The organism is Salinibacterium sp. NG22 (genome assembly GCF_015864925.1).
Classification (GTDB): domain Bacteria; phylum Actinomycetota; class Actinomycetes; order Actinomycetales; family Microbacteriaceae; genus Rhodoglobus.
On the sequence record NZ_JADYWG010000002.1, the window covers coordinates 412,356 to 431,922 of the forward strand.

General features: G+C 61.7%; 19 protein-coding genes and 1 riboswitch. Of the genes, 17 read left to right on the top strand and 2 right to left on the bottom strand.

The genetic code is table 11. The features are described 5' to 3' along the window. Positions 1-29 precede the first annotated feature (29 nt). The 6 genes from I6E81_RS11500 to I6E81_RS11525 all read left to right on the top strand — a co-directional run bounded on the left by I6E81_RS11500 (position 30) and on the right by I6E81_RS11525 (position 5,311). Positions 30-1,160, top strand: coding sequence for a glycosyltransferase family 1 protein (locus I6E81_RS11500; protein ID WP_197107789.1), 1,131 nt, complete (start codon positions 30-32; stop codon positions 1,158-1,160). 68 nt (positions 1,161-1,228) lie between these two features. After that, the gene (locus tag I6E81_RS11505; RefSeq protein ID WP_197107791.1) at positions 1,229-1,663 is read left to right on the top strand and encodes a MerR family transcriptional regulator; all 435 of its coding nucleotides are present in this window, start codon (positions 1,229-1,231) and stop codon (positions 1,661-1,663) included. Between the two features lie 188 nt (positions 1,664-1,851). Continuing rightward, positions 1,852-2,289, top strand: a complete 438-nt coding sequence (sdhC, locus tag I6E81_RS11510) for a succinate dehydrogenase, cytochrome b556 subunit (RefSeq protein WP_197107793.1) — start codon at positions 1,852-1,854, stop codon at positions 2,287-2,289. Between the two features lie 2 nt (positions 2,290-2,291). Next, positions 2,292-2,738 carry a succinate dehydrogenase hydrophobic membrane anchor subunit gene (locus I6E81_RS11515; protein WP_197107795.1) on the top strand — a complete coding sequence of 149 codons (447 nt, stop codon included), beginning with the start codon at positions 2,292-2,294 and terminating at the stop codon, positions 2,736-2,738. Next, positions 2,739-4,553 carry a succinate dehydrogenase flavoprotein subunit gene (sdhA, locus tag I6E81_RS11520; protein ID WP_197107797.1) on the top strand — a complete coding sequence of 605 codons (1,815 nt, stop codon included), beginning with the start codon at positions 2,739-2,741 and terminating at the stop codon, positions 4,551-4,553. Next, entirely contained in the window at positions 4,553-5,311 is a 759-nt protein-coding gene (locus tag I6E81_RS11525) for a succinate dehydrogenase iron-sulfur subunit (protein ID WP_197107799.1), read from the top strand. Before sdhA ends, I6E81_RS11525 begins: the two co-directional genes overlap by 1 nt. Before the next feature lie 185 nt (positions 5,312-5,496). On the opposite strand, the gene I6E81_RS11530 is transcribed toward I6E81_RS11525, so the two are convergent. Next, the gene (locus tag I6E81_RS11530) at positions 5,497-7,110 is read right to left on the bottom strand and encodes a sigma-70 family RNA polymerase sigma factor (protein WP_197107801.1); all 1,614 of its coding nucleotides are present in this window, start codon (positions 7,108-7,110) and stop codon (positions 5,497-5,499) included. 666 nt (positions 7,111-7,776) lie between these two features. Then, a complete protein-coding gene (gene ptsP / locus I6E81_RS11535) occupies positions 7,777-9,423 on the bottom strand; it encodes a phosphoenolpyruvate--protein phosphotransferase (protein ID WP_197107803.1) in 1,647 nt (548 codons plus the stop codon). 54 nt (positions 9,424-9,477) lie between these two features. On the opposite strand from ptsP, the gene I6E81_RS11540 reads away from it, so the two are divergent. The 11 genes from I6E81_RS11540 to I6E81_RS11590 all read left to right on the top strand — a co-directional run bounded on the left by I6E81_RS11540 (position 9,478) and on the right by I6E81_RS11590 (position 19,528). After that, positions 9,478-10,590, top strand: a complete 1,113-nt coding sequence (locus I6E81_RS11540) for a YihY/virulence factor BrkB family protein (protein WP_197107805.1) — start codon at positions 9,478-9,480, stop codon at positions 10,588-10,590. Between the two features lie 44 nt (positions 10,591-10,634). Beyond that, on the top strand, positions 10,635-11,495 hold the full coding sequence (locus tag I6E81_RS11545; protein ID WP_197107814.1) for an exodeoxyribonuclease III: 861 nt from the start codon (positions 10,635-10,637) through the stop codon (positions 11,493-11,495). Positions 11,496-11,507: 12 nt separating this feature from the next. Then, positions 11,508-12,518: a tryptophan--tRNA ligase gene (gene trpS, locus I6E81_RS11550; protein ID WP_197107816.1), complete on the top strand. Its 1,011-nt coding sequence runs from the start codon at positions 11,508-11,510 to the stop codon at positions 12,516-12,518. Further along, positions 12,518-13,084 carry a GNAT family N-acetyltransferase gene (locus tag I6E81_RS11555; protein ID WP_197107818.1) on the top strand — a complete coding sequence of 189 codons (567 nt, stop codon included), beginning with the start codon at positions 12,518-12,520 and terminating at the stop codon, positions 13,082-13,084. The genes trpS and I6E81_RS11555 overlap by 1 nt, the downstream gene beginning before the upstream one ends. A gap of 10 nt (positions 13,085-13,094) precedes the next feature. Beyond that, positions 13,095-13,682 carry a GNAT family N-acetyltransferase gene (locus I6E81_RS11560; protein ID WP_197107820.1) on the top strand — a complete coding sequence of 196 codons (588 nt, stop codon included), beginning with the start codon at positions 13,095-13,097 and terminating at the stop codon, positions 13,680-13,682. Then, positions 13,679-14,434, top strand: coding sequence for an HAD family hydrolase (locus I6E81_RS11565; protein ID WP_197107822.1), 756 nt, complete (start codon positions 13,679-13,681; stop codon positions 14,432-14,434). The genes I6E81_RS11560 and I6E81_RS11565 overlap by 4 nt, the downstream gene beginning before the upstream one ends. A 160-nt stretch (positions 14,435-14,594) precedes the next feature. Continuing rightward, a riboswitch (FMN riboswitch) is annotated at positions 14,595-14,749 on the top strand. Positions 14,750-14,849: 100 nt separating this feature from the next. Then, positions 14,850-16,013: a bifunctional diaminohydroxyphosphoribosylaminopyrimidine deaminase/5-amino-6-(5-phosphoribosylamino)uracil reductase RibD gene (gene ribD / locus I6E81_RS11570; protein WP_197107824.1), complete on the top strand. Its 1,164-nt coding sequence runs from the start codon at positions 14,850-14,852 to the stop codon at positions 16,011-16,013. Between the two features lie 2 nt (positions 16,014-16,015). Next, entirely contained in the window at positions 16,016-16,639 is a 624-nt protein-coding gene (locus I6E81_RS11575) for a riboflavin synthase (RefSeq protein WP_197107826.1), read from the top strand. Further along, on the top strand, positions 16,636-17,928 hold the full coding sequence (ribB, locus tag I6E81_RS11580; RefSeq protein WP_197107828.1) for a 3,4-dihydroxy-2-butanone-4-phosphate synthase: 1,293 nt from the start codon (positions 16,636-16,638) through the stop codon (positions 17,926-17,928). Before I6E81_RS11575 ends, ribB begins: the two co-directional genes overlap by 4 nt. Beyond that, a complete protein-coding gene (gene ribH / locus I6E81_RS11585) occupies positions 17,928-18,401 on the top strand; it encodes a 6,7-dimethyl-8-ribityllumazine synthase (RefSeq protein WP_197107830.1) in 474 nt (157 codons plus the stop codon). The genes ribB and ribH overlap by 1 nt, the downstream gene beginning before the upstream one ends. Positions 18,402-18,538: 137 nt before the next feature. Next, the gene (locus tag I6E81_RS11590) at positions 18,539-19,528 is read left to right on the top strand and encodes a hypothetical protein (protein WP_197107832.1); all 990 of its coding nucleotides are present in this window, start codon (positions 18,539-18,541) and stop codon (positions 19,526-19,528) included. Positions 19,529-19,567: the final 39 nt, after the last annotated feature.

Sequence of the window (19,567 nt, forward strand, 5' to 3'; positions counted from 1 at the left end):
GGTCACGACAACCGATTGAGGTGCTGATTGTGCGAGTCGCCATTGTGAGCGAAAGCTTCCTCCCCACTGTCAACGGCGTCACCAACAGCGTGCTGAAGGTGCTCGACTATTTGAGCGCCGAAGGTCACGAGGCGATTGTGATTTGTCCATCGGCTGGCGCCCCCAAGACCTACGCGGGATTCACAGTGCACGCGGTGCCCGCACTGGCTTATCGGCAGTTTCCTGTTGGCCTGCCCAACCCGCAAGTTCACAAGTTGATCGCCGACTTTCGCCCCGATGTGGTTCACGCCGCTGCTCCCTTTCTTCTCGGCGCTCAAGCTATTTCGTCGGCGAATCGCCTCGGTATCCCCGCAGTAGCGATTTTTCAGACGGATGTCGCGGGCTACGCTCGCCGTCACCACCTCGGTCAGGCAACCAAGCTGGCCTGGCGCATCGTGCGTTGGATCCACGATGGTGCTGAGCTCACGCTTGCCCCGTCGAGCACCGCAATGACGGATCTGCGGGCCATCGGCCTCACGAAGCTTGAACGCTGGGGTCGCGGCGTCGACCTCGCGATGTATCACCCCGCCAAGAAGCTCTCGCCGGCGACGGCGAAGCTGCGCAAGCGCCTCTCCCCCAATGGCGAAATCGTCGTTGGGTATGTGGGACGCATCGCTCCCGAGAAACAGGTGGAGCGGCTGCGAGCGCTTCGGGGCCTCACCGGGGTGCGCGTTGCGATCGTCGGAGACGGTTCATCGGTACCTCTGGTTAAGAAGGAGCTCGCCGGCATCCCCGTGACGTGGCTGGGCAAGTTGGGTGGCGAGGATTTGGCCACGGCCTATGCCGCCTTCGACATTTTTGCGCACACGGGAACTGAAGAGACCTTTGGCCAAACTTTGCAGGAAGCACATTCGGCAGGTTTGCCCGTAGTGGCGCCCCGCGCTGGCGGCCCCATTGATTTGATTGACCACGGAATTGACGGCTTCCTCTTTGAGGCCGACAACGAAGATCAATTGCGTGCCTATATAGAGGCGCTCGCCATTGATCCGGCGCTTCGAGCTCGCATGGGTGAGGCCGGGCGGCGCACTGTTCTCGGAAAGTCGTGGAGCGGCGTCTGCGGCGAACTTGTTCAGCACTACGAAGCGACGATTGCTGCTGCATCCGCACCGGTTCCTCGGTAGGTAGCTGCACACTGTGCCCACAGTGACTTGACTTAGAGTGCGCTCTAGGAACAAACATGGGTGGCACGATGACAACAACGAACGAACGAGTACTCACCATCGGCGAGGTTGCCGAGGCGACCGGCGTCACCGATCACACGCTTCGCTACTACGAGAAAGCAGGACTTCTTGTGGTTCCCCGCCTCGCGAACGGTCAGCGGCGTTACCGCGAAATGGATGTCAAGGCCGTCGAGTTCATCGGCCATCTTCGCCGCACCGGGATGCCCATCCGCACCATTCGGGAGTATGCCGATCTGGTGCGCAGCGGCAAAGACACCGCAGCGGAGCGGATGCGCTTGCTCGAGCAGCACCGCGAAAATGTCATTCGTGACCTGGCCGAACAACAGAAGCACCTCGACGGGATCACACTGAAAATCGAATGGTACCGAGCGGCGATGGATCAGCGCGAAAATTCCGGGGCTCAGTTCTCAGAATCTTTGGCGTCAACGGCGATTGCGCCCTAGATTCAGCGCTTCGCTGGCAACACGGCTCGTTAACTTTCACAATATTCTCGAAAACATTCCGGATATCTCGCTATTTAGGGTCGACTGGGAAGCGAGGGCCTTCACGCGGGAATAGAATGAGAGAGTCCGCCTGTGCGGACACTCATCGGTCGCGGTGGACGCGACCCCACACCGCAAGGAGGGTCCTCGTGCCAGAGAAGTCGGCGAGTAACCTAGTGGCGGAGCCGCAGTCGCCGCCCAAGATTCGCTCACCCAAGAGACCTGCTGGCACCCTGTACCGGGGTAAAGAGGGCATGTGGTCGTGGGTGTTGCACCGTATTACCGGTGTTGCTATCTACTTCTTCCTCCTCGTGCACATTCTCGACACCGCCCTCGTGCGTGTGAGTCCTGAGGCCTACAACGCGGTGATCGACACCTACAAGACGCCCCTCATGGGACTTGGCGAGATTGCCCTCGTCGCGGCGATCGCATTCCACGCCTTCAATGGACTGCGCATCATCCTGATCGACTTTTGGGCGTTCGGTGCCAAGCACCAGCGCACCATGTTCTGGGTTGTCATTGGTCTCTGGGTGGTTCTGCTTGCCGCGTTCATCCCCCGCCAGCTAATGCACATCTTCGGAGGTTGAGCATGAGTCTCATCGAAGCCCCCCGCACCCCTACCCGTGGCCACCGCACCGGTGGAATCAACTGGGAAAAATGGGGATGGATCTACATGCGCGCTTCTGGCGTCGTGCTGATCGTTCTGATCTTCGGCCACCTCTTCGTCAACCTTGTTGCCGGCGAGGGTGTCAAAGCCATCGACTTCGCGTTCGTCGGCGGAAAGCTCGCTGACCCGTTCTGGATTGTGTGGGACGGCCTCATGCTGTGGCTCGCGCTCATCCACGGCGGCAACGGAATGCGCACGCTCGTGAACGACTATGCAACCAACCCCAAGGTGCGCAAGGTTCTCTTGATCGGAATTGCCGCATCCACGGTCATCCTGATCATTCTGGGAACGCTCGTGATCACTACCTTTGACCCCTGCCCAGCCGGAGCTGACCCAGCTCTGCTCCCCAGCTTCTGTGAGGCATCTTAATTGGCAACGATTAACACCGGCGACATCGCCGACGGAACCGTTATTGACGGAATCCATTACCACCAGTTCGACATCGTCATTGTGGGCGCCGGTGGCGCTGGCATGCGAGCCGCTATCGAAGCCGGCCCGCACGCCAAGACCGCTGTAATCTCCAAGCTCTACCCCACGCGTTCGCACACTGGTGCAGCGCAGGGTGGCATGGCTGCGGCCCTCGCCAACGTCGAAGAAGACAACTGGGAATGGCACACCTACGACACCGTCAAGGGTGGCGACTACCTTGTCGACCAAGACGCGGCAGAGATTCTCGCCAAAGAGGCCATCGACGCCGTTGTAGACCTCGAGAACATGGGTCTTCCGTTCAACCGCACCGAAGACGGCAAGATCGACCAGCGTCGCTTTGGTGGCCACACTCGCGAGCACGGCAAGGCTCCGGTTCGCCGCGCCTGCTACGCCGCTGACCGCACCGGTCACATGATCCTTCAGACGTTGTACCAAAACTGCGTCAAGCTCGGCATCAACTTCTTCAACGAGTTCTATGTTCTCGACTTGGTCATGACCGAGGTCGATGGCGTTGACGAACCGTCGGGCGTTGTTGCCTACGAGCTCGCTACCGGCGAGCTCCACGTGTTCCAGTCGAAGGCGATCATCTTCGCTACCGGTGGATTCGGCAAAATCTTCAAGACGACATCCAACGCTCACACCCTCACCGGTGATGGCGTCGGAATCATCTGGCGCAAGGGCCTTCCGTTGGAGGACATGGAGTTCTTCCAGTTCCACCCCACCGGGTTGGCTGGCCTCGGCATCCTCCTCTCCGAAGCTGCCCGTGGAGAGGGCGCGATTCTGCGCAACTCCGAGGGCGAGCGCTTCATGGAGCGCTACACGCCGACGCTCAAGGACCTCGCGCCGCGTGACATCGTTGCGCGCTCGATGGCCACTGAGATTCGTGAAGGCCGTGGAGCTGGTCCCGACAAGGACTACCTGTTCCTCGACATCACTCACCTCGAGCCGGCCGTCATTGACGAGAAGCTGCCTGACATCACCGAGTTCGCTCGCACCTACCTGGGCGTCGAGCCGTACACCGAGCCCGTTCCCGTGCTGCCGACCGCGCACTACGCGATGGGTGGTATTCCCACCAACGTTCAGGCCGAAGTGCTGCGCAACAACACGGATGTCGTCAAGGGGCTCTACGCCGCTGGCGAGTGTGCGTGCGTTTCCGTTCACGGTTCTAACCGTTTGGGAACCAACTCGCTGCTCGACATCAACGTCTTCGGAAAGCGTGCCGGAAAGGCAGCCGTCGAGTACGTCAAGACTGCTGAGTTCGTGCCGTTGCCCGAGAACCCTGCCGGGGGCGTCAAGAACATCCTCGACATGGTTCGTGCCGGCGATGGCACCGAGCGTATTGCCGTCATCCGCAAGGAACTGCAGGTCTCGATGGACCGCAACGCGCAGATCTTCCGCACCGATGAAAGCCTCGAAGAGGTAACCAAGCTCATCCAAACGTTGCGCGCTCGCTACAAGAACATTCGCCTCGACGACAAGGGCAAGCGGTTCAACACCGACCTGCTCGAAGCCGTAGAGCTTGGCTTCCTGCTCGACCTCGCTGAAGTACTCGTGTTCTCGGCTCGGTCTCGCAAGGAAAGCCGTGGCGGCCACATGCGTGAGGACTACCCCAACCGTGACGACGAGAACTTCCTCGTGCACACCATGGCGTACCTCACGGGCGACCCAGAATCAGAAGAGGCGGGTGACCACATCCGTCTCGACTGGAAGCCGGTAGTGATCACTAACTACCCGCCAATGGAAAGAAAGTACTAATGAGCACTGCCGTCGCTGATAACAAGCCTGCCGCAGCAGAGGTCGTTCCGACCTTCACTGCGACGCTCATGATTCGTCGTTTCGACCCCGAGGTGGATGAAGAACCGCGCTGGGAAGACTTCGACGTTGAGCTGTACGAGACCGACCGTATTCTCGATGCTCTTCACAAGATCAAGTGGGAGATGGATGGGTCGCTGACCTTCCGTCGCTCCTGCGCGCACGGTGTTTGTGGTTCGGATGCGATGCGCATCAACGGCCGCAACCGCCTGGCCTGCAAGACCCTGATCAAGGACCTCGACATTTCGAAGCCGATCTACGTGGAGGCTATCAAGGGGCTCCCCTTGGAGAAGGACTTGATCGTCGATATGGAGCCGTTCTTCGACTCCTTCAAAGAGGTCAACCCGTTCCTCATGGCTGGCCCCGTCAAGGGCGGCAAAGAGCGCAAGCAAAGCCCTGTGGAGCGCGCCCGCTTCGACGACACCACCAAGTGCATCCTGTGCGCTGCGTGCACGTCGAGCTGCCCCGTGTTCTGGACTGACGGACAGTACTTCGGTCCTGCCGCCATCGTGAACGCGCACCGCTTCATCTTTGACTCGCGCGATGAGGGTGCTGGCGTTCGCCTCGACATCCTCAACGACAAAGAGGGCGTGTGGCGTTGCCGCACCACCTTCAACTGCACCGACGCGTGCCCCCGTGGCATCCAAGTCACTCAGGCAATCGCTGAAGTGAAGCAGGCCATCATCAAGGGCAAGCCGTAACCACCCTTTCGCTTAACACAAGATCGCCCCTGGCACTACCGAGGTAGCGACAGGGGCGATTTGTTTGTGTGCGTCCGTCACCCACGGCGAACGCCCACTGTAGGCATTCGGGTTGCCTAATGAAAGAGACTGGTCTTCGCTCACATTATGACGAGAAGATTCGGCAAACACCCCCGAACTGGGGTTTAGCTCAGGAGGCGAACGTTGATGCCTTGGTTGTTTCCCGACGACAGCTGAAGCGGCTTGATGAGATCGTTGATGAGGCCATCGACCGTGCCGAGGAGGCCCCCGAGCAGACCGCCAGTGCCAACGAGGCCACCCAAATACCCGCGGTCAACGGTCTGAACCAAGTCAAGAGATGACAGCCCGCCGGGGATACCCGTGACGTTGAGCGCAAAGGTACCGTCGCTTGACACGGTAGTTGTCGCGTAAACGAGCCCAGCCGCCTGCAACGACAGATGCGCGCCGGGAGTGGCAGTACCGACGAGGTTGAGGTTGACGTCCGCCCCCACAACGCCGCCAGGGGCCGTGTGGCCTTCGGGGGCTGCTCCTCCCGTAACGGTGCCGACGACCGAGTCGACGAGTCCTCCGACAGCGTCACCAACAGAACCGACGAGACCACCAGTGCCGCTGGCGATGCCGTCGGTGTCGGTGGCAGCGTCAATAGACGGGACTGTAGGAATCGTGATGTCGCTGGGATCAGTGCGGGAGCCACCGAGATTGTCACTCACTCCCGAGTTTGTGACGTCGGCGTTGTTCTGGCCAGGGGAGGTGTCACTCGTCGTCGCGCCTTCTGCACTTGTCGAGTCTGGCGCCGTCGGGCCGAGCACAACGAGCGAACCCGTCAAAGCCACCGCCGCAGCAAGCGTGCCAGCGACCGCGACAGGAAGCGCACCCGCGCTAGCACCACCCACAGCGACCGCACTGCCGGCACCCGCAAGATGAGTGCTGGCAACGACGGCTGCTGGCATAGCCGGTGCTGCAGCTGCGGTGAGGGACGCTGCACCGCCCTGCCCGAAGGCGCTGAGGAAACCGCCACCGGCAACGCCGCCCAGCAGCATCGGGATCATCACGAGTGCTAGGCGTGAACCAACCTCATCGACCTCTTCGCACACGATCGCGCAACGAGTGCACGAGGCAAGGTGCGCTTCGATACGCGTAGTGTCTCTGCCGCTGAGGCTTTTGCGAGCATGCTCGCCAAACTTTGACATCGCCCACTGGCATTCGCCGGATGCCGTTGCATCGTTGATATGAGCCTGCAACCAGGCTTTGCGCAGGCCTTCACGCGCGCGGTACGACAGCGCAGCGACGCCGTTAGGGCTCATCCCGAGTAGTGGCGCCACCTCATGAGGGTCCATGCCTTCAACTTCGGTGTACCAGAGCACTGACTGCCAGCGTTCCGGAAGTTCACGGAAGGCTTTGGCCGTGAGCGAGTGGTCGAGTGCGACCGCAATGGGGTCGTCGAGAGTCTTGGGGTCTTCAAAGTCGGCGATCTCATCCACTTGCACTTCGCGGGAGGCTGCACCCCACGTCGACGCGAGGTTGCGGATGGTCGTGTAGAGGTAGGGGCGGAAAGCGCCCTGTGGGCCGCCCCCCGCCAGCACACGCTGGTAAATACGCGCGAACGACTCAGACACGAGATCGTCCGCGTCTATCGACGTGTACTGACGGGCGACACATATTCCCGAGCGGTAGTGGCGACTCCAGAGCTCGGCAAAGGCGTTTTGTACCCCCGTACGCGCCTGTGCCAGTAGCTGCTCGTCCGAAGTGGTTAGCTTCGGTGCCACGATTCCGCTCATCCCCCTGATCCATTTCCCGGGCCTCTCTTTGTCCCTTGTGGGCGAAGATTTTAGAAACAAAACCTTCTTACCCAAAGAGACTGATGAACCCGTTCTCTATGACGCAGACTATCGAAAGTTCTCAGAAATTTGTGCCCCCCTTAGGGGGGAACAGCTCATTCTGTCCCGAATGATCAAGCGTTATAGCCAGTTTCAGAGTAGCGCTGACGAGTTCACCAACACCGCCGCTAGTAGACCACCTGCACTGGATGGAAGCACTCTCTCGGGCGCACGACAGTCAATGGAGAATTCGTCCCGATTGGGAGCTCCCCCGCAACCGCGCGAACCACTTTTGCTGGTCAGGCTGGCAAATCACTCGCGCTGGCAGCGCTAACCGTGGGAGAGTTTTGTACCCCGATTATTCGCGACGAGGTTTTTGAGAAGAGTTCAGCTCTAAACGTGCACGCTCCCAGTTCATGCGAGATAGACGTTTTAGCTGGACCACTTTCATGCTCGTGGAGCTGCCGAAGGCCACAGGGTGCACCCTCACCGCAGTTACGGCCACACCGGTACATGGTCGAAAAAGTTTGTGCACACCGCACACCGAGCCCTGCGACTGCCGGTTAACGACGTAGCGCCACGATTCCCGGAGGAATCGTGGCGCTACGAGAAAGCGATTCGAGCGAGCTAGGCAGCGTTCGCCGCAGCTTCACGAGCGGTCGGTCCGGTGGTCGCGTTGATGGCGGCCGCGGCGCGAGCCTTGGCCTGTTCGAGCGTGACCGTCAGGAGCTCGGCGCGCACATCGGCGAGCGCCGCGGGCGTCATCGAGAGGCTTGTTACTCCCAGACCGACAAGGACGATGGCGAGTTGCGGATCTGCGGCCGCCTCACCACAGACTCCGACAGGCTTGCCCGCTGCGGCTCCCGCGTCTCCGAGCATTTTCACCATGCGGAGCACGGCCGGGTGCCACGGGTCTTGGAACTTAGCGAGGGTGCCGAGCATCCGGTCCGCAGCCAGCGTGTACTGCGTGAGGTCGTTGGAGCCGATCGAGACGAAGTCGCTGCGTTCTGCGACCTGGTCGGCGAGCACGGCGAGCGAGGGAACCTCGGCCATGACACCGACGGTGTTAAGACCAAGCTCGCGACCAAGGGAGACGAAGTAGTCGGTCTCTTCGGCATCCGACACCATCGGCGCCATCACCCAGAGGTCGGCGTCGGTGGCGTTCTGCGCATTGACGAGTGCGGTCAGCTGGTCACGAAGGATGTTCTCGTTGACACGAAGCGAACGAAGCCCGCGCTGGCCGAGGGCGGGATTTACTTCTTCGCCCATGTCCATAAAGCTCAGGGGCTTGTCGGCACCAGCATCGAGCGCGCGAACGACAACCTTCTTGCCCGGGAAATGCTGCAACATCTCGGTGTATTCCTTGGTTTGCTCTTCAACCGTGGGGGCCGAAGTGGCATCGAGGAACATGAGCTCGGTGCGGAAGAGGCCGACACCTTCAGCGCCGAGTTCGACAGCCTGCGCGGCCTCAGACGGAGTGCCGAGGTTGGCGAGCAAAGGAACGAGAGTTCCGTCAGCGAGAGCTCCATCAGTGATGGGAGCGTTTGCTGCGGCAGCGAGCTCGGCGATGCGGGCTTCTGCTGCGGAGACTTGCTCAGCGGTTGGTTCTGTCGTGATCATGCCAGCACCGGCATCCACGATCACCAGAGTGTCATCGGCAAGGTCGAGTGCTTCTGCGACGCCCATGATGGCGGGAATCGCCTTAGAGCGAGCAAGGATCGCGGTGTGGCTCGTCGGACCACCCTGGCGGGTGACGAGAGCGAGAACCTTGTCGAGCTCAAGCAGCGCTGTGTCAGCCGGAGCGAGGTCATCGGCAACGAGCACGAACGGCTCATCGCGCTGCGGAACGCCCGGGGCTTCAACGCCACGCAAGCGAGCGACTACACGCTGGCTCACGTCACTGAGGTCGGTAGCTCGTTCGGCCATCATTCCGCCGAGCGAGATCAACATCTCGCGGAACGAAGCAAAGGCCTCGAACACGGCGCGCTCAGCAGCTTTGCCACCGTCGATCAGTTCGTTGACGCTGTCAAGAATCGAGGGGTCTTCAGCCATGAGGGCTGTAGCGGTGAGAACCTCGTTGGCTTCGGCATCCGCTTTCTCTGCGCGGGCGCGCAGGTCAGCAGCCACAAAAGTGAGTGCGGATGCTGCCGCTTCTTTCTCTGCTGCAGCATCGCCGGAATGGCGAGCATCTTTCGGTTCCGGAAGGGGGTCGGGCATTCGCACGACTTTTCCGACAGCAACCGATCGTCCGACTCCAACACCCTGAAGTTCCATGTGATCTGACCTCTCCTCTGAGTTACGCACAGACAGCCTAGCTATTCTTAATGGATGAAGCTTGCGCAACGACTGAAACCGGCCATTGAGTGGGTACTCCAGCTACGCCCCGTGCGTGTGTTCATGCACTACACCGACAAGCTAGGGCCGCTTCTTGCTTTCGGCCTCTCCTATCAGGCGATCTTTGCTGTCTTCGCCGCGATCTGGGTTGGCTTCGCGGTGGCGGGATTCATCGTGCAGGGCGATCCCGTGTTGCTCGATGCGGTCTACAACTTCATTTCCACGAACATCCCTGGCCTCATCGGTGACGGGAGCGGCAACGGCGCCATTAGCCGGGAAACCCTCGCCGACACCAGCATCCTGGGCATCACCGGTGTGATTGCTGCCTTTGGTTTGGCGTTTACCGCTCTGGGCTGGATCGCCTCCGGCCGCAGTGCCGTTCGTTCCATGTTTGGCCTCGAGAGTTCAGAGACGAACTTTCTTATTTTGAAGCTGAAGGATGTCGGGCTGGCGATTGGCTTCGGCCTTGCCGTTCTGCTGTCGGCTGCGATGTCTGTCGTGAGCTCTGCCGCCCTGAACTGGGTTCTCGGCCTCGTGTCGATCGATGAAGACTCCGATGTCGCGATCATTGCCACTCGCGGCGTCGCCCTTGTGATTGTGCTGATTCTCGACACCGCCACTCTCGCCGTGTTCTATCGCATAGTTTCCGGCATCAAGATCCCCTTCCGTGTGCTCGCTCAGGGAACGATCATTGCGGCCGTAGCGCTTGGTGCGCTGAAGTTTGGTGGTGGGTTCCTGCTGGAAGGTGCCACTCGCAACCCGCTGTTGGCATCCTTCGCCGTGATTATCGGTTTGCTGATCTGGTTCAACTTGATCTGCCAAATCATTCTCATCGGTTCGGCGTGGATTGCCGTCTCCGCCGATGACGCTGACCTCGACATCAGCGGCGAGAAGCGTGACGCCGAGGCGCCGCGGGCCGTGGCAGCGACGAAGGCCGCCGATGACGCGAAAGCGAACAAGGCCGTCAAAGCCGAGCACAAGGCACAGCGTCAGGCCAGTCGCACACCGCAGGCAACTCCCGAAGAGCAGAGCGAACTCGACAAGGCCAACGAAGTGAAGTTCAAGCGCACCTTCAAACGGATGATGAAGCGCAACAGCAAGAGGTAGCTGACGGTCACCACAGGGTCAGTGGCGCTCGGTAGTCTTGAGGCATGGCAACACGTCTTCGCATCGCATCCGTCAACGTCAATGGTGTTCGCGCCGCTTACCGCAAGGGCATGGGCGATTGGCTGGATGCTCGGGAGATCGACATTCTGGCGCTGCAAGAGGTTCGCGCCGCCGACGCCGACATCGAAGGGTTACTCGGCGATGGCTGGAACATTCTGCACGACGCCGCGACCGCAAAGGGCCGCGCGGGAGTCGCGCTGGCCTCACGCAAGGGTTCGGCGGCATCCGCCCCTCTTGCTCACCGCGTTGCACTCGGCGCCGACGATTTCGATAGCGCCGGGCGTTGGCTCGAAGCCGACTTTGACGTCAACGGCACAACCGTCACCGTCGTCAGCACCTACGTTCACTCGGGCGTTGTTGATACCCCGAAGCAAGTAGAGAAGTACAAGTTCTTGGAGGCCATGCTCGTGCGCCTACCCGAGCTTGCCGCCCACAGCAACCACGCCCTTATCGTCGGCGACCTCAACGTCGGTCACCGCGAACTCGACATCAAGAACTGGCGCGGCAACCGCAAAAAGGCCGGCTTCCTGCTCGAAGAGCGCGCCTACTTCGACCGCTTCTTCGGCGCGTCCGGCGAGACCATCGAATGCGTTGATGGCACGACCGCGCCCGGCCTCGGTTGGGTGGATGTCGGCCGCCAGTTCGCCGGTGAAGTTGACGGCCCGTACACCTGGTGGTCGCAGCGCGGTCAAGCTTTCGACACCGACACTGGTTGGCGTATCGACTACCACGTCGCCACCCCTGCGCTTGCGGCCACCGTTGCGGATTACCGCATCGACAAGGCCGGCGCCTGGGATGAGCGCTGGAGCGATCACGCTCCCGTCGTTGTTGACTATTCGATCTGAAAGAATTAGCCCATGAGCACCACACCTCGCCTGTTTTCAGGCATGCAGCCCTCTGCCGATTCGCTCCACGTAGGCAACTACATTGGGGCGCTCCTGCAGTGGCGCGAGATGCAGCAGAACTACGACGCCGTCTTCTGCGTAGTCGACATGCACGCCATCACCGTTCCGCAGGAGCCCGAGCTGCTGCGCGCTCAGACCCGTCGCACCGCTGCGCAGTACATTGCCGGCGGTATCGACCCTGAGCACTCGGTGCTCTTCGTTCAGTCGCAGGTTCCGGCGCATGCCCAGCTTGCCTGGGTGCTGAATACCATCACCGGTTTCGGTGAGGCTTCGCGCATGACCCAGTTCAAAGACAAGTCAGCCAAGCAGGGGTCGGATGCCGCCTCCGTTGGCCTCTTCACCTACCCCGTGCTGATGGCCGCCGACATCCTGCTCTACGACACCGCCATTGTGCCGGTGGGCGAAGATCAGCGTCAGCACATTGAGCTCACCCGCGACCTTGCCACCCGCTTCAACTCGCGATTCGGCGACACCTTTGTGATGCCCGAACCGCAGATCCAGAAGGCCACGGCCAAGATTTACGACCTGCAAAACCCCGAGTCGAAGATGAGCAAGTCAGCGACGACGGATGCTGGCGTGCTGTGGTTGCTCGACGAGCCCACCAAGACGGCCAAGAAGATCAAATCTGCCGTGACGGATGCCGACCGCGAGATTCGTTTCGACCGCGGGGCAAAGCCGGGCGTCTCGAATCTGCTCACGCTGCACTCCACGTTTAGTGGAACATCCGTTACCGACCTCGAAGCGCAGTTCGAGGGCAAGGGGTATGGCGATCTCAAGAAGGAGGTTGCCGAGGTGGTGACAGCTGAATTCGCCCCCGTGCGCGAGCGCACTCTTGAGCTGCTGAATGACCCGGCCGAGCTTGACCGCATGCTCAGCAAAAACGCTGAACGTGCCAACGAGATGGCCCAAAAGACGCTTGACCGTGTCTACGACCGAATCGGCTTCCTGCCGCGGGTGCGCTAATGCAAACTTTTACCCTCACGAGCGAACGCCTCACTCTCGACGCCCTCACCGGTGACGATGCTGAGTTGATGACCGCCTACTGCCAAGACCCGATCTTTGAGCACACGCTCACGATCCCGTGGCCGTACGCAAAGTCGGATGCCGAATTCTTCATCAACAACCTGGTGGCACAGTGGTGGGAAGACGACGACGAATACACCTGGGCGATCCGCGAAACCGGCAAGCCTGAACTGCTCGGCGTCATCAGCTTTCGCCTCTACAACGACACCATCGGCTACTGGATGGGTGAGCCCCACCGCGGCAAAGGCTTCATGAAAGAAGCTGTCGCTGAGGTCTGCCGCTGGGTCTTCTCGACCGGTCGCCCCGAAGTTCGTTGGGAAGCCCTCGTCGGCAACAAAGCGTCCGCTGCCATCGCGAAAAGCCTCGGGTTCATCTACACCGGAATCGAACCTGCCTCGAGCGAATACCGTGGCGGAACACACCCACCGTCGTGGTGGGCAACCCTCACCGCACCGGATGAGAACCCCACCTATGAGGTCGAATCCGGCCAGCCGTGGCCGGTCTAGCGAGCAACGTATGCAGCCCGTTGTCCTGACGACCGAACGGCTTACTCTCGACGCGCTCATTGACGCGGATGTCGATGTGATGACTTCGTACTGTCAAGACAGCGTGCTCAAAGATGCGGTTCCCATTCCATGGCCGTACGAGCGTGCGCACGCGGACGGGTTCATTAATGAACTAGCACGCCAGTGGTGGGCAGAGGGCTCTGAATTCACGTGGGCGATTCGTCGCAGGGGCGAACCGCTGCTGCTCGGCGTCGTCGGATTTAACGTGAAGAGCGCCGCGATCGGCTACTGGCTAGGGGCTCCGCACCGCGGCAGCGGCTTCATGCCCGAGGCTGTGGCTGCGGCCGTGAACTGGCTTCACTCAGCGGAGCACACCGACATCCGCTGGGAAGCGATCGTGGGCAACGTCGCTTCGGCGCGCGTTGCTGAGAAAGTCGGCTTCGAGTACACCGGCACCGCGCCTTCGCTGGGTCAATTTCGTGACGAAACGCACCCGCTGTGCTGGCACGCTCACCGCGCTGCTGACAATGCTGAAACAGCTGAACCGACAGACGCCGCCCTGCCGTGGCCTCGAGCCTTCGAAACGGACGTGCATTGAACATCACCGTCGCCCTCTTTGACCTTGACGACACCCTGTTTGCCCACCGGGCATCCGTCGATCTCGGCATTCGTAACCACCGTCGCTCACTCGGCGCTGCGTTCGCTGCGGGGCCGACCAGCGACGGCAGCATCGTGTGGCCTGACGACGCGGCTGAGAGTGTGCGCTGGACCGCGCTCGAAGAACACCACTACCACCGCTACCTCGGCGGCGAACTGACCTTCGAAGGGCAACGGCAAGCTCGCGCCCGCGGCTTCGTCGAGCCCTACGGCGTGACCCTCACTGACGCCGAATCCAGCCTCTGGTTCGACACCTACTTCGAGGCCTACCGCGACGCCTGGCACCTGCATGACGACGCCCTGGCTTGTCTCGACGCGCTCGAGGCCCGCTCCCCTGCCACCCGCCTCGGCATCATCACCAACGGCGAGCTCGACTTTCAAACGCGGAAGGTGGAGACAGTTGATCTCACCCACCGCATCGAGCACCTCGTCGCCAGTGGCGAATTCGGGCACACCAAACCCGACCCGCGCATCTTTCATCACACCTGCGAACTCTTCGGGGTCGACCCCGCCAGCGCGGTATACATCGGCGACCGGTTAGCGACGGATGCGCTGGGAGCCGCGAATGCCGGACTCACCGGAGTGTGGCTCGACCGCGAGCGCAGCGCAACCATCGACCAGCTCGACGAAGCTCGGGCGGCCGGCGTCAGCGTCATCCACTCGCTTGATGAATTGGCCGGGCTGCTCGACTGAAGCAGCAACTGCCGCGCATGGGTCTGCCGCCAGCGCTGTCGCGCACGAGCGCACGCCCACACCCGTCTGCCCGCACGCCTGAATGCACCGCGTAACAAACTGAGAGGTTGAGGCGGGAATAGTTTGCGGCGAAACGCGTTGAGTAGACTAAGCAAAGCAAAACGTGCTCCGGGGCTCGGTGAGAATCCGAACCGGCGGTTATAGTCCGCGACCCGCGCCGAAGTGAAAACTTCGAAACGGTTGACCTGGTGAAACTCCGGGACCGACGGTAATGAAGTCGCAAGACTTCTCAGTCCGGATAAGAGGAAGCACGAGCTGAACCATCTAGCGTGCCCATATTCTGGGCGAACTCGATAGTTCAGTGGGTTTTTGGAACCCATTTTCCCGGAGCGCGTCCTATGAGACGAGAGCCCGGATGACCACACCAGAACAGCAGGCGCAGCTGGAGAAGCTGATGCGCCATGCGCTGTCGTTGGCGAGCCACGGGCCAATCACCGGCGGCAACCCTCAAGTGGGTTGCGTGCTAGTCGATGCTGCCGGCGAGATTGTGGCCGAAGGTTGGCACCATGGCGCTGGCACTCCGCACGCTGAAGTAGATGCTCTCGCCAAGCTTGGTACCGGCGAACTTGGCACCGGCGAACTGGGCGGCAACGCTACGGGAATGGGCGCGGATGGGATTGCCGCGGGCCTCACCGCCGTCGTCACCCTCGAGCCCTGCAACCACCACGGCCGCACCGGCCCCTGCGCTCAAGCCCTGCTCGATGCTGGCGTGAGCCGCGTTGTTTATGCAGTGCCAGATCCCGGGCCGAACTCCGGCGGCGGCGCCGAACGACTCCGCAACGGTGGCGTCGAAGTGATCGCCGGCATCGCGCAGGCCGAGGCCGAAGAGTTTTTGCACTCGTGGCTGACCGCAGCTCGACTGCAGCGTCCCCACGTCACGGTGAAGTGGGCATCCACCCTCGACGGTCGCGCCGCGGCCGCCGATGGCACGAGCCAGTGGATCACCGGCACCGCCGCCCGCCAGCACGTACACGAGCAGCGAGCGCGCGCCGATGCGATCGTCGTGGGCACGGGCACAGTGCTCGCCGATGACCCGAGCCTGACCGCGCGGGGCGACGCCGGCGAACTGCTCGAGTGGCAGCCGCAGCCGGTGGTGCTCGGTCGGCGCGAGATTCCGGCGGACGCACAACTGCGACAGCACCCCGAGAAAGTGCGTCAGATTGACGGCAGCGACCTCGACGCGGCACTGAGCGAACTGTTTGAGGCGGGCATCCGTCGCGTCTTCGTTGAAGGTGGTCCGACTATCGCGAGCGCCTTTATCGCTGCCGGGCTGGCGGATGAACTGCTCATCTACCTGGCTCCGAAACTGTTGGGCGGCCCCAAGGTCGCGCTCGGCGAGCTCGGGGTATCGACCATGGCTGAGGAGAAAGACCTCAGCATCACTGAACTTCGCCCGCTGGGCAACGACGTGCTGATTGTCGCCCGCCCGGCGGCGAGCACGGACGCAGCCGCCCCGCCGGCAGCACAGCACACGGCAACAGAGCCAACGGTCGCCCCGGCGACAGAGACGGACGCGTAACCATGTTTACCGGAATCATTGAAGAGCTCGGCGACGTCGTCGAATTTGCCGCGACCGACGATGGCGCGCGCCTCACCGTGCGTGCTCCGCAGGCGGTGTCGGATGCCGGCCACGGTGACTCGATCAGCGTCAGCGGCGTGTGCCTCACCGTCGTCGATCAGGGGCCGGACTGGTTCACGGCTGACGTCATGGGCGTCACCCTCGACATGAGCACGCTCGGCTCGCTCGCTGCCGGCGCCCGGGTCAACATCGAGCGCGCCATGCAGGTCGGCGATCGGCTTGGCGGCCACATCGTGCAGGGCCACATCGATGGCACGAGCTCGGTACTGAGCGTCACCGATGAGGGCAGCTGGAGCATCCTGCGCTTCAGTCTCACCGAAGAACTGGCCCCGCTCGTCGCCCGCAAGGGTTCGATCGCGGTGCACGGCGTTTCGCTCACGGTGAGTGCTGTGGGCCGCGACTGGTTTGAGGTCTCGTTAATCCCCGAAACGCTCACCGCAACAACGTTGGGAGCGCTCGCTGTGGGCGACTCCGTCAACATCGAAACCGACATTCTGGCGCGCCATGTGGCCCGGATGGCCGAGTTCACCGACGCACCTTCGCGTCACGAAAGGACCGAGTCATGAGTCTCGCCACGATCCCCGATGCCATTGAGGCGATCCGCGCTGGTCGCCCCGTCATTGTTGCTGACGATGAGGGCCGCGAGAACGAAGGCGATGTCATCATCTCTGCCGAGCTTGCCAGTCAAGAATGGATCGCATGGATGGTGCGTCACTCCTCGGGCTTCATCTGCGCTCCCATGACGAACGAGATCGCTGATGCCCTGGCACTTCCGCCGATGGTTGCCGTGAACGAAGACCCCCGCGGCACCGCCTACACCGTGTCGGTGGATGCCGCTGCGCGTCTCAGCACCGGCATCAGCGCCTCTGACCGCGCCCACACTCTGCGCGTGCTCGCCGATCCGCTCTCGATGCCCTCGAGCCTGCACCGCCCCGGCCACATCATGCCGCTGCGTGCTGTCGATGGTGGCGTGCGTGAGCGCGATGGTCACACCGAAGCATCCGTCGATCTGATGAAGCTTGCCGGCCTGCGCCCGGTCGCGGCGATCTCGGAGATCGTGCTCGACTCCGGCGAGATGATGCGACTACCGGAGCTGATCGAGTTCGGTGCGCGCGAAGACGTGCTCGTCATCACGATTCTGGACCTCATGCACTGGCTCGAAGAGAACCGCTGCGACACCATCCCGGCTCCGATCGAACCGATCCCGGAGATGAGTCGGGTGCAGTTCGAAGTCGAGACGACGATCCCGACCACGCACGGCTCCTTCACGGTGCGGGCCTACCGCGACAACTCGACGGGCGCCGATCACGTCGCGTTCATCGCGCCCGGAACCCTCGAGCGCATCGGTGACGGCCCCACCATGGTGCGCGTGCACTCGGAGTGCCTCACGGGGGAAGCGTTCGGTTCGCTCAAGTGCGAGTGCGGCCCTCAGCTTGATGCCTCACTCGACACCGTGCAGCGTGAGGGCGGCGCCGTGATTTACTTGCGCGGCCATGAAGGTCGCGGCATCGGACTCATCAACAAACTGCGGGCGTACCGCCTGCAAGAAGATGGGCTCGACACCCTCGACGCGAATCTCGCGCTGGGCTTGCCTGCTGATTCCCGCGACTATGGGGCCGCTGTCGGCATCCTCAAAGACCTCGGCATCTCGTCGGTGCGATTGCTCAGCAACAACCCCGAGAAGAAGCGCCAGCTCGAAGAGCGTGGCGTCGAAGTGACCGAGCTGATGCCGCTCGTCGTTGGCGTTGGCGCCGGCAACGAGGCTTACCTCGAAACCAAGCGTGACCGCATGGGTCACCAACTCCCCACCACCGCCGTGCTCGACGAAGCACGACTTACCGCGAAAGGCCTCTGATGAGTGGCGCAGGATCCCCCGAAATCGTTACCGATGCAACCGGCCTCAAGGTCACGATCATCGCCGGTCAATGGCATGAGGTCATCACTAACGGCCTGCTCGCCGGCGCCCACCGCGCCCTCGCCGCAGCAAACGCTGAGGTGGCTGAGGTGCGGGTTCCCGGCAGCTTCGAGCTGCCCGTCGCGAGCAAGGCAGCCCTCGATGCTGGGGCGGATGCCGTTGTTGCTCTCGGCGTCATCATCCGTGGCGGAACACCCCACTTTGAATACGTGTCGGATGCCGCCACCAGCGGCCTCACGCAGGTATCGATCCTCACCGGCAAACCGGTGGGCTTTGGTGTGCTCACGCTCGACGACGAACAGCAGGGCCTTGATCGTGCCGGGCTAGAGGGCTCAAAAGAGGACAAGGGCGAAGAAGCTGCCAACGCGGCCATCGCGACCGCGGTGCTGTTGCGGCAACTGCGCGGCGAATAGCTTCCGGGCCGGTCGGTCCCCCGCCCCTCACGCTTGCTACCCACTGAAATTGATGAAAGCTTTAGTACTCGAGAGCGAGGCAGACCGGGCGCACCTCCCGGATGCCTAGTTCTGCGGCATCCAACTAAGGGGATTTTTTGAAGAAGAGTGAGGCGTGGGGAATTTGTGGAATCGCAACCGGTGCGGTGTTCGTATTGGTCGCCGGCCTCCTCACGATTCAAGCGTCGGGACTTGCGGCCGGCGCGCAGTATGACCTCAACAATTCCCTTGCTTCGATCATTACTCCACGCGTTCCGTACCTCATGATGGGTGCCCTCGCGGTGCTGAGTGCCGCGGTTGTCTTTACCCTTACCGTGGCAATGCGAAACCGTTCCGCGGTCTCGCGGATGGCATTCACGAGCGGTTTTAGCGCCGCGACGCTGCTCCTCATCATTGCGTCTTTCGCCTTCGCTGCCACCGGCATGACGCCGGAAACCCCCATGATTGGCGTAGCGCCGGGATGGCAAGGCTGGCTGAATCGCGGAGGGAGCAGCTCCGCCGTTCATCTAGTACTTCTTCTGTCAGTTGGCTTGCTATGGCTGCACTCAAAGAGCCCCAAGCCCACACATCGTGACGCAACAGCGTCAGTGCCGAGGCCCACTAACATCCCGCTGAGAAGTGCAGCCTGGGGCATCTACGGGATGTTGCTCGGAGTAGTGTTCGTCTTCATCATCGGTATGCTGAGCGCTCAGGTTGTAGCCCGAAAGTTGGGCGCAATTCTCGATCTCAACAACATGGTGACGGCGGTTTCCTCAGCCACCGTGCCCTTCCTGCCGATGATTGTGATCGCTGTGCTGAGCACCATTGTGACGTTCTTACTGACCGTGGCGGCGAAAAACAGGCTCAGACGATTCCGGGTGGCATTAGTGGTGGGGTTTAGCTCCGCGACCATACTGCTGCTTTCTGTTTCGTTCGTTCTTGCTCCATTGAGGGGCCCGAAGGTTGGCGCGTCGATAGGGATCGAACCAGGGTGGGTCGGCTGGTTGGCGGAGGGCAGCATTAATTCCGCTGTGCCCGTGGTCTTGCTTATCGCGGTTGGATCGCTGTGGTGGTATTCGAACTCCGCGAAGACCACTCCCGACCACTAACCGCTTCACAGGGCCAAGTCTGACCCGCATGTCCTCCGA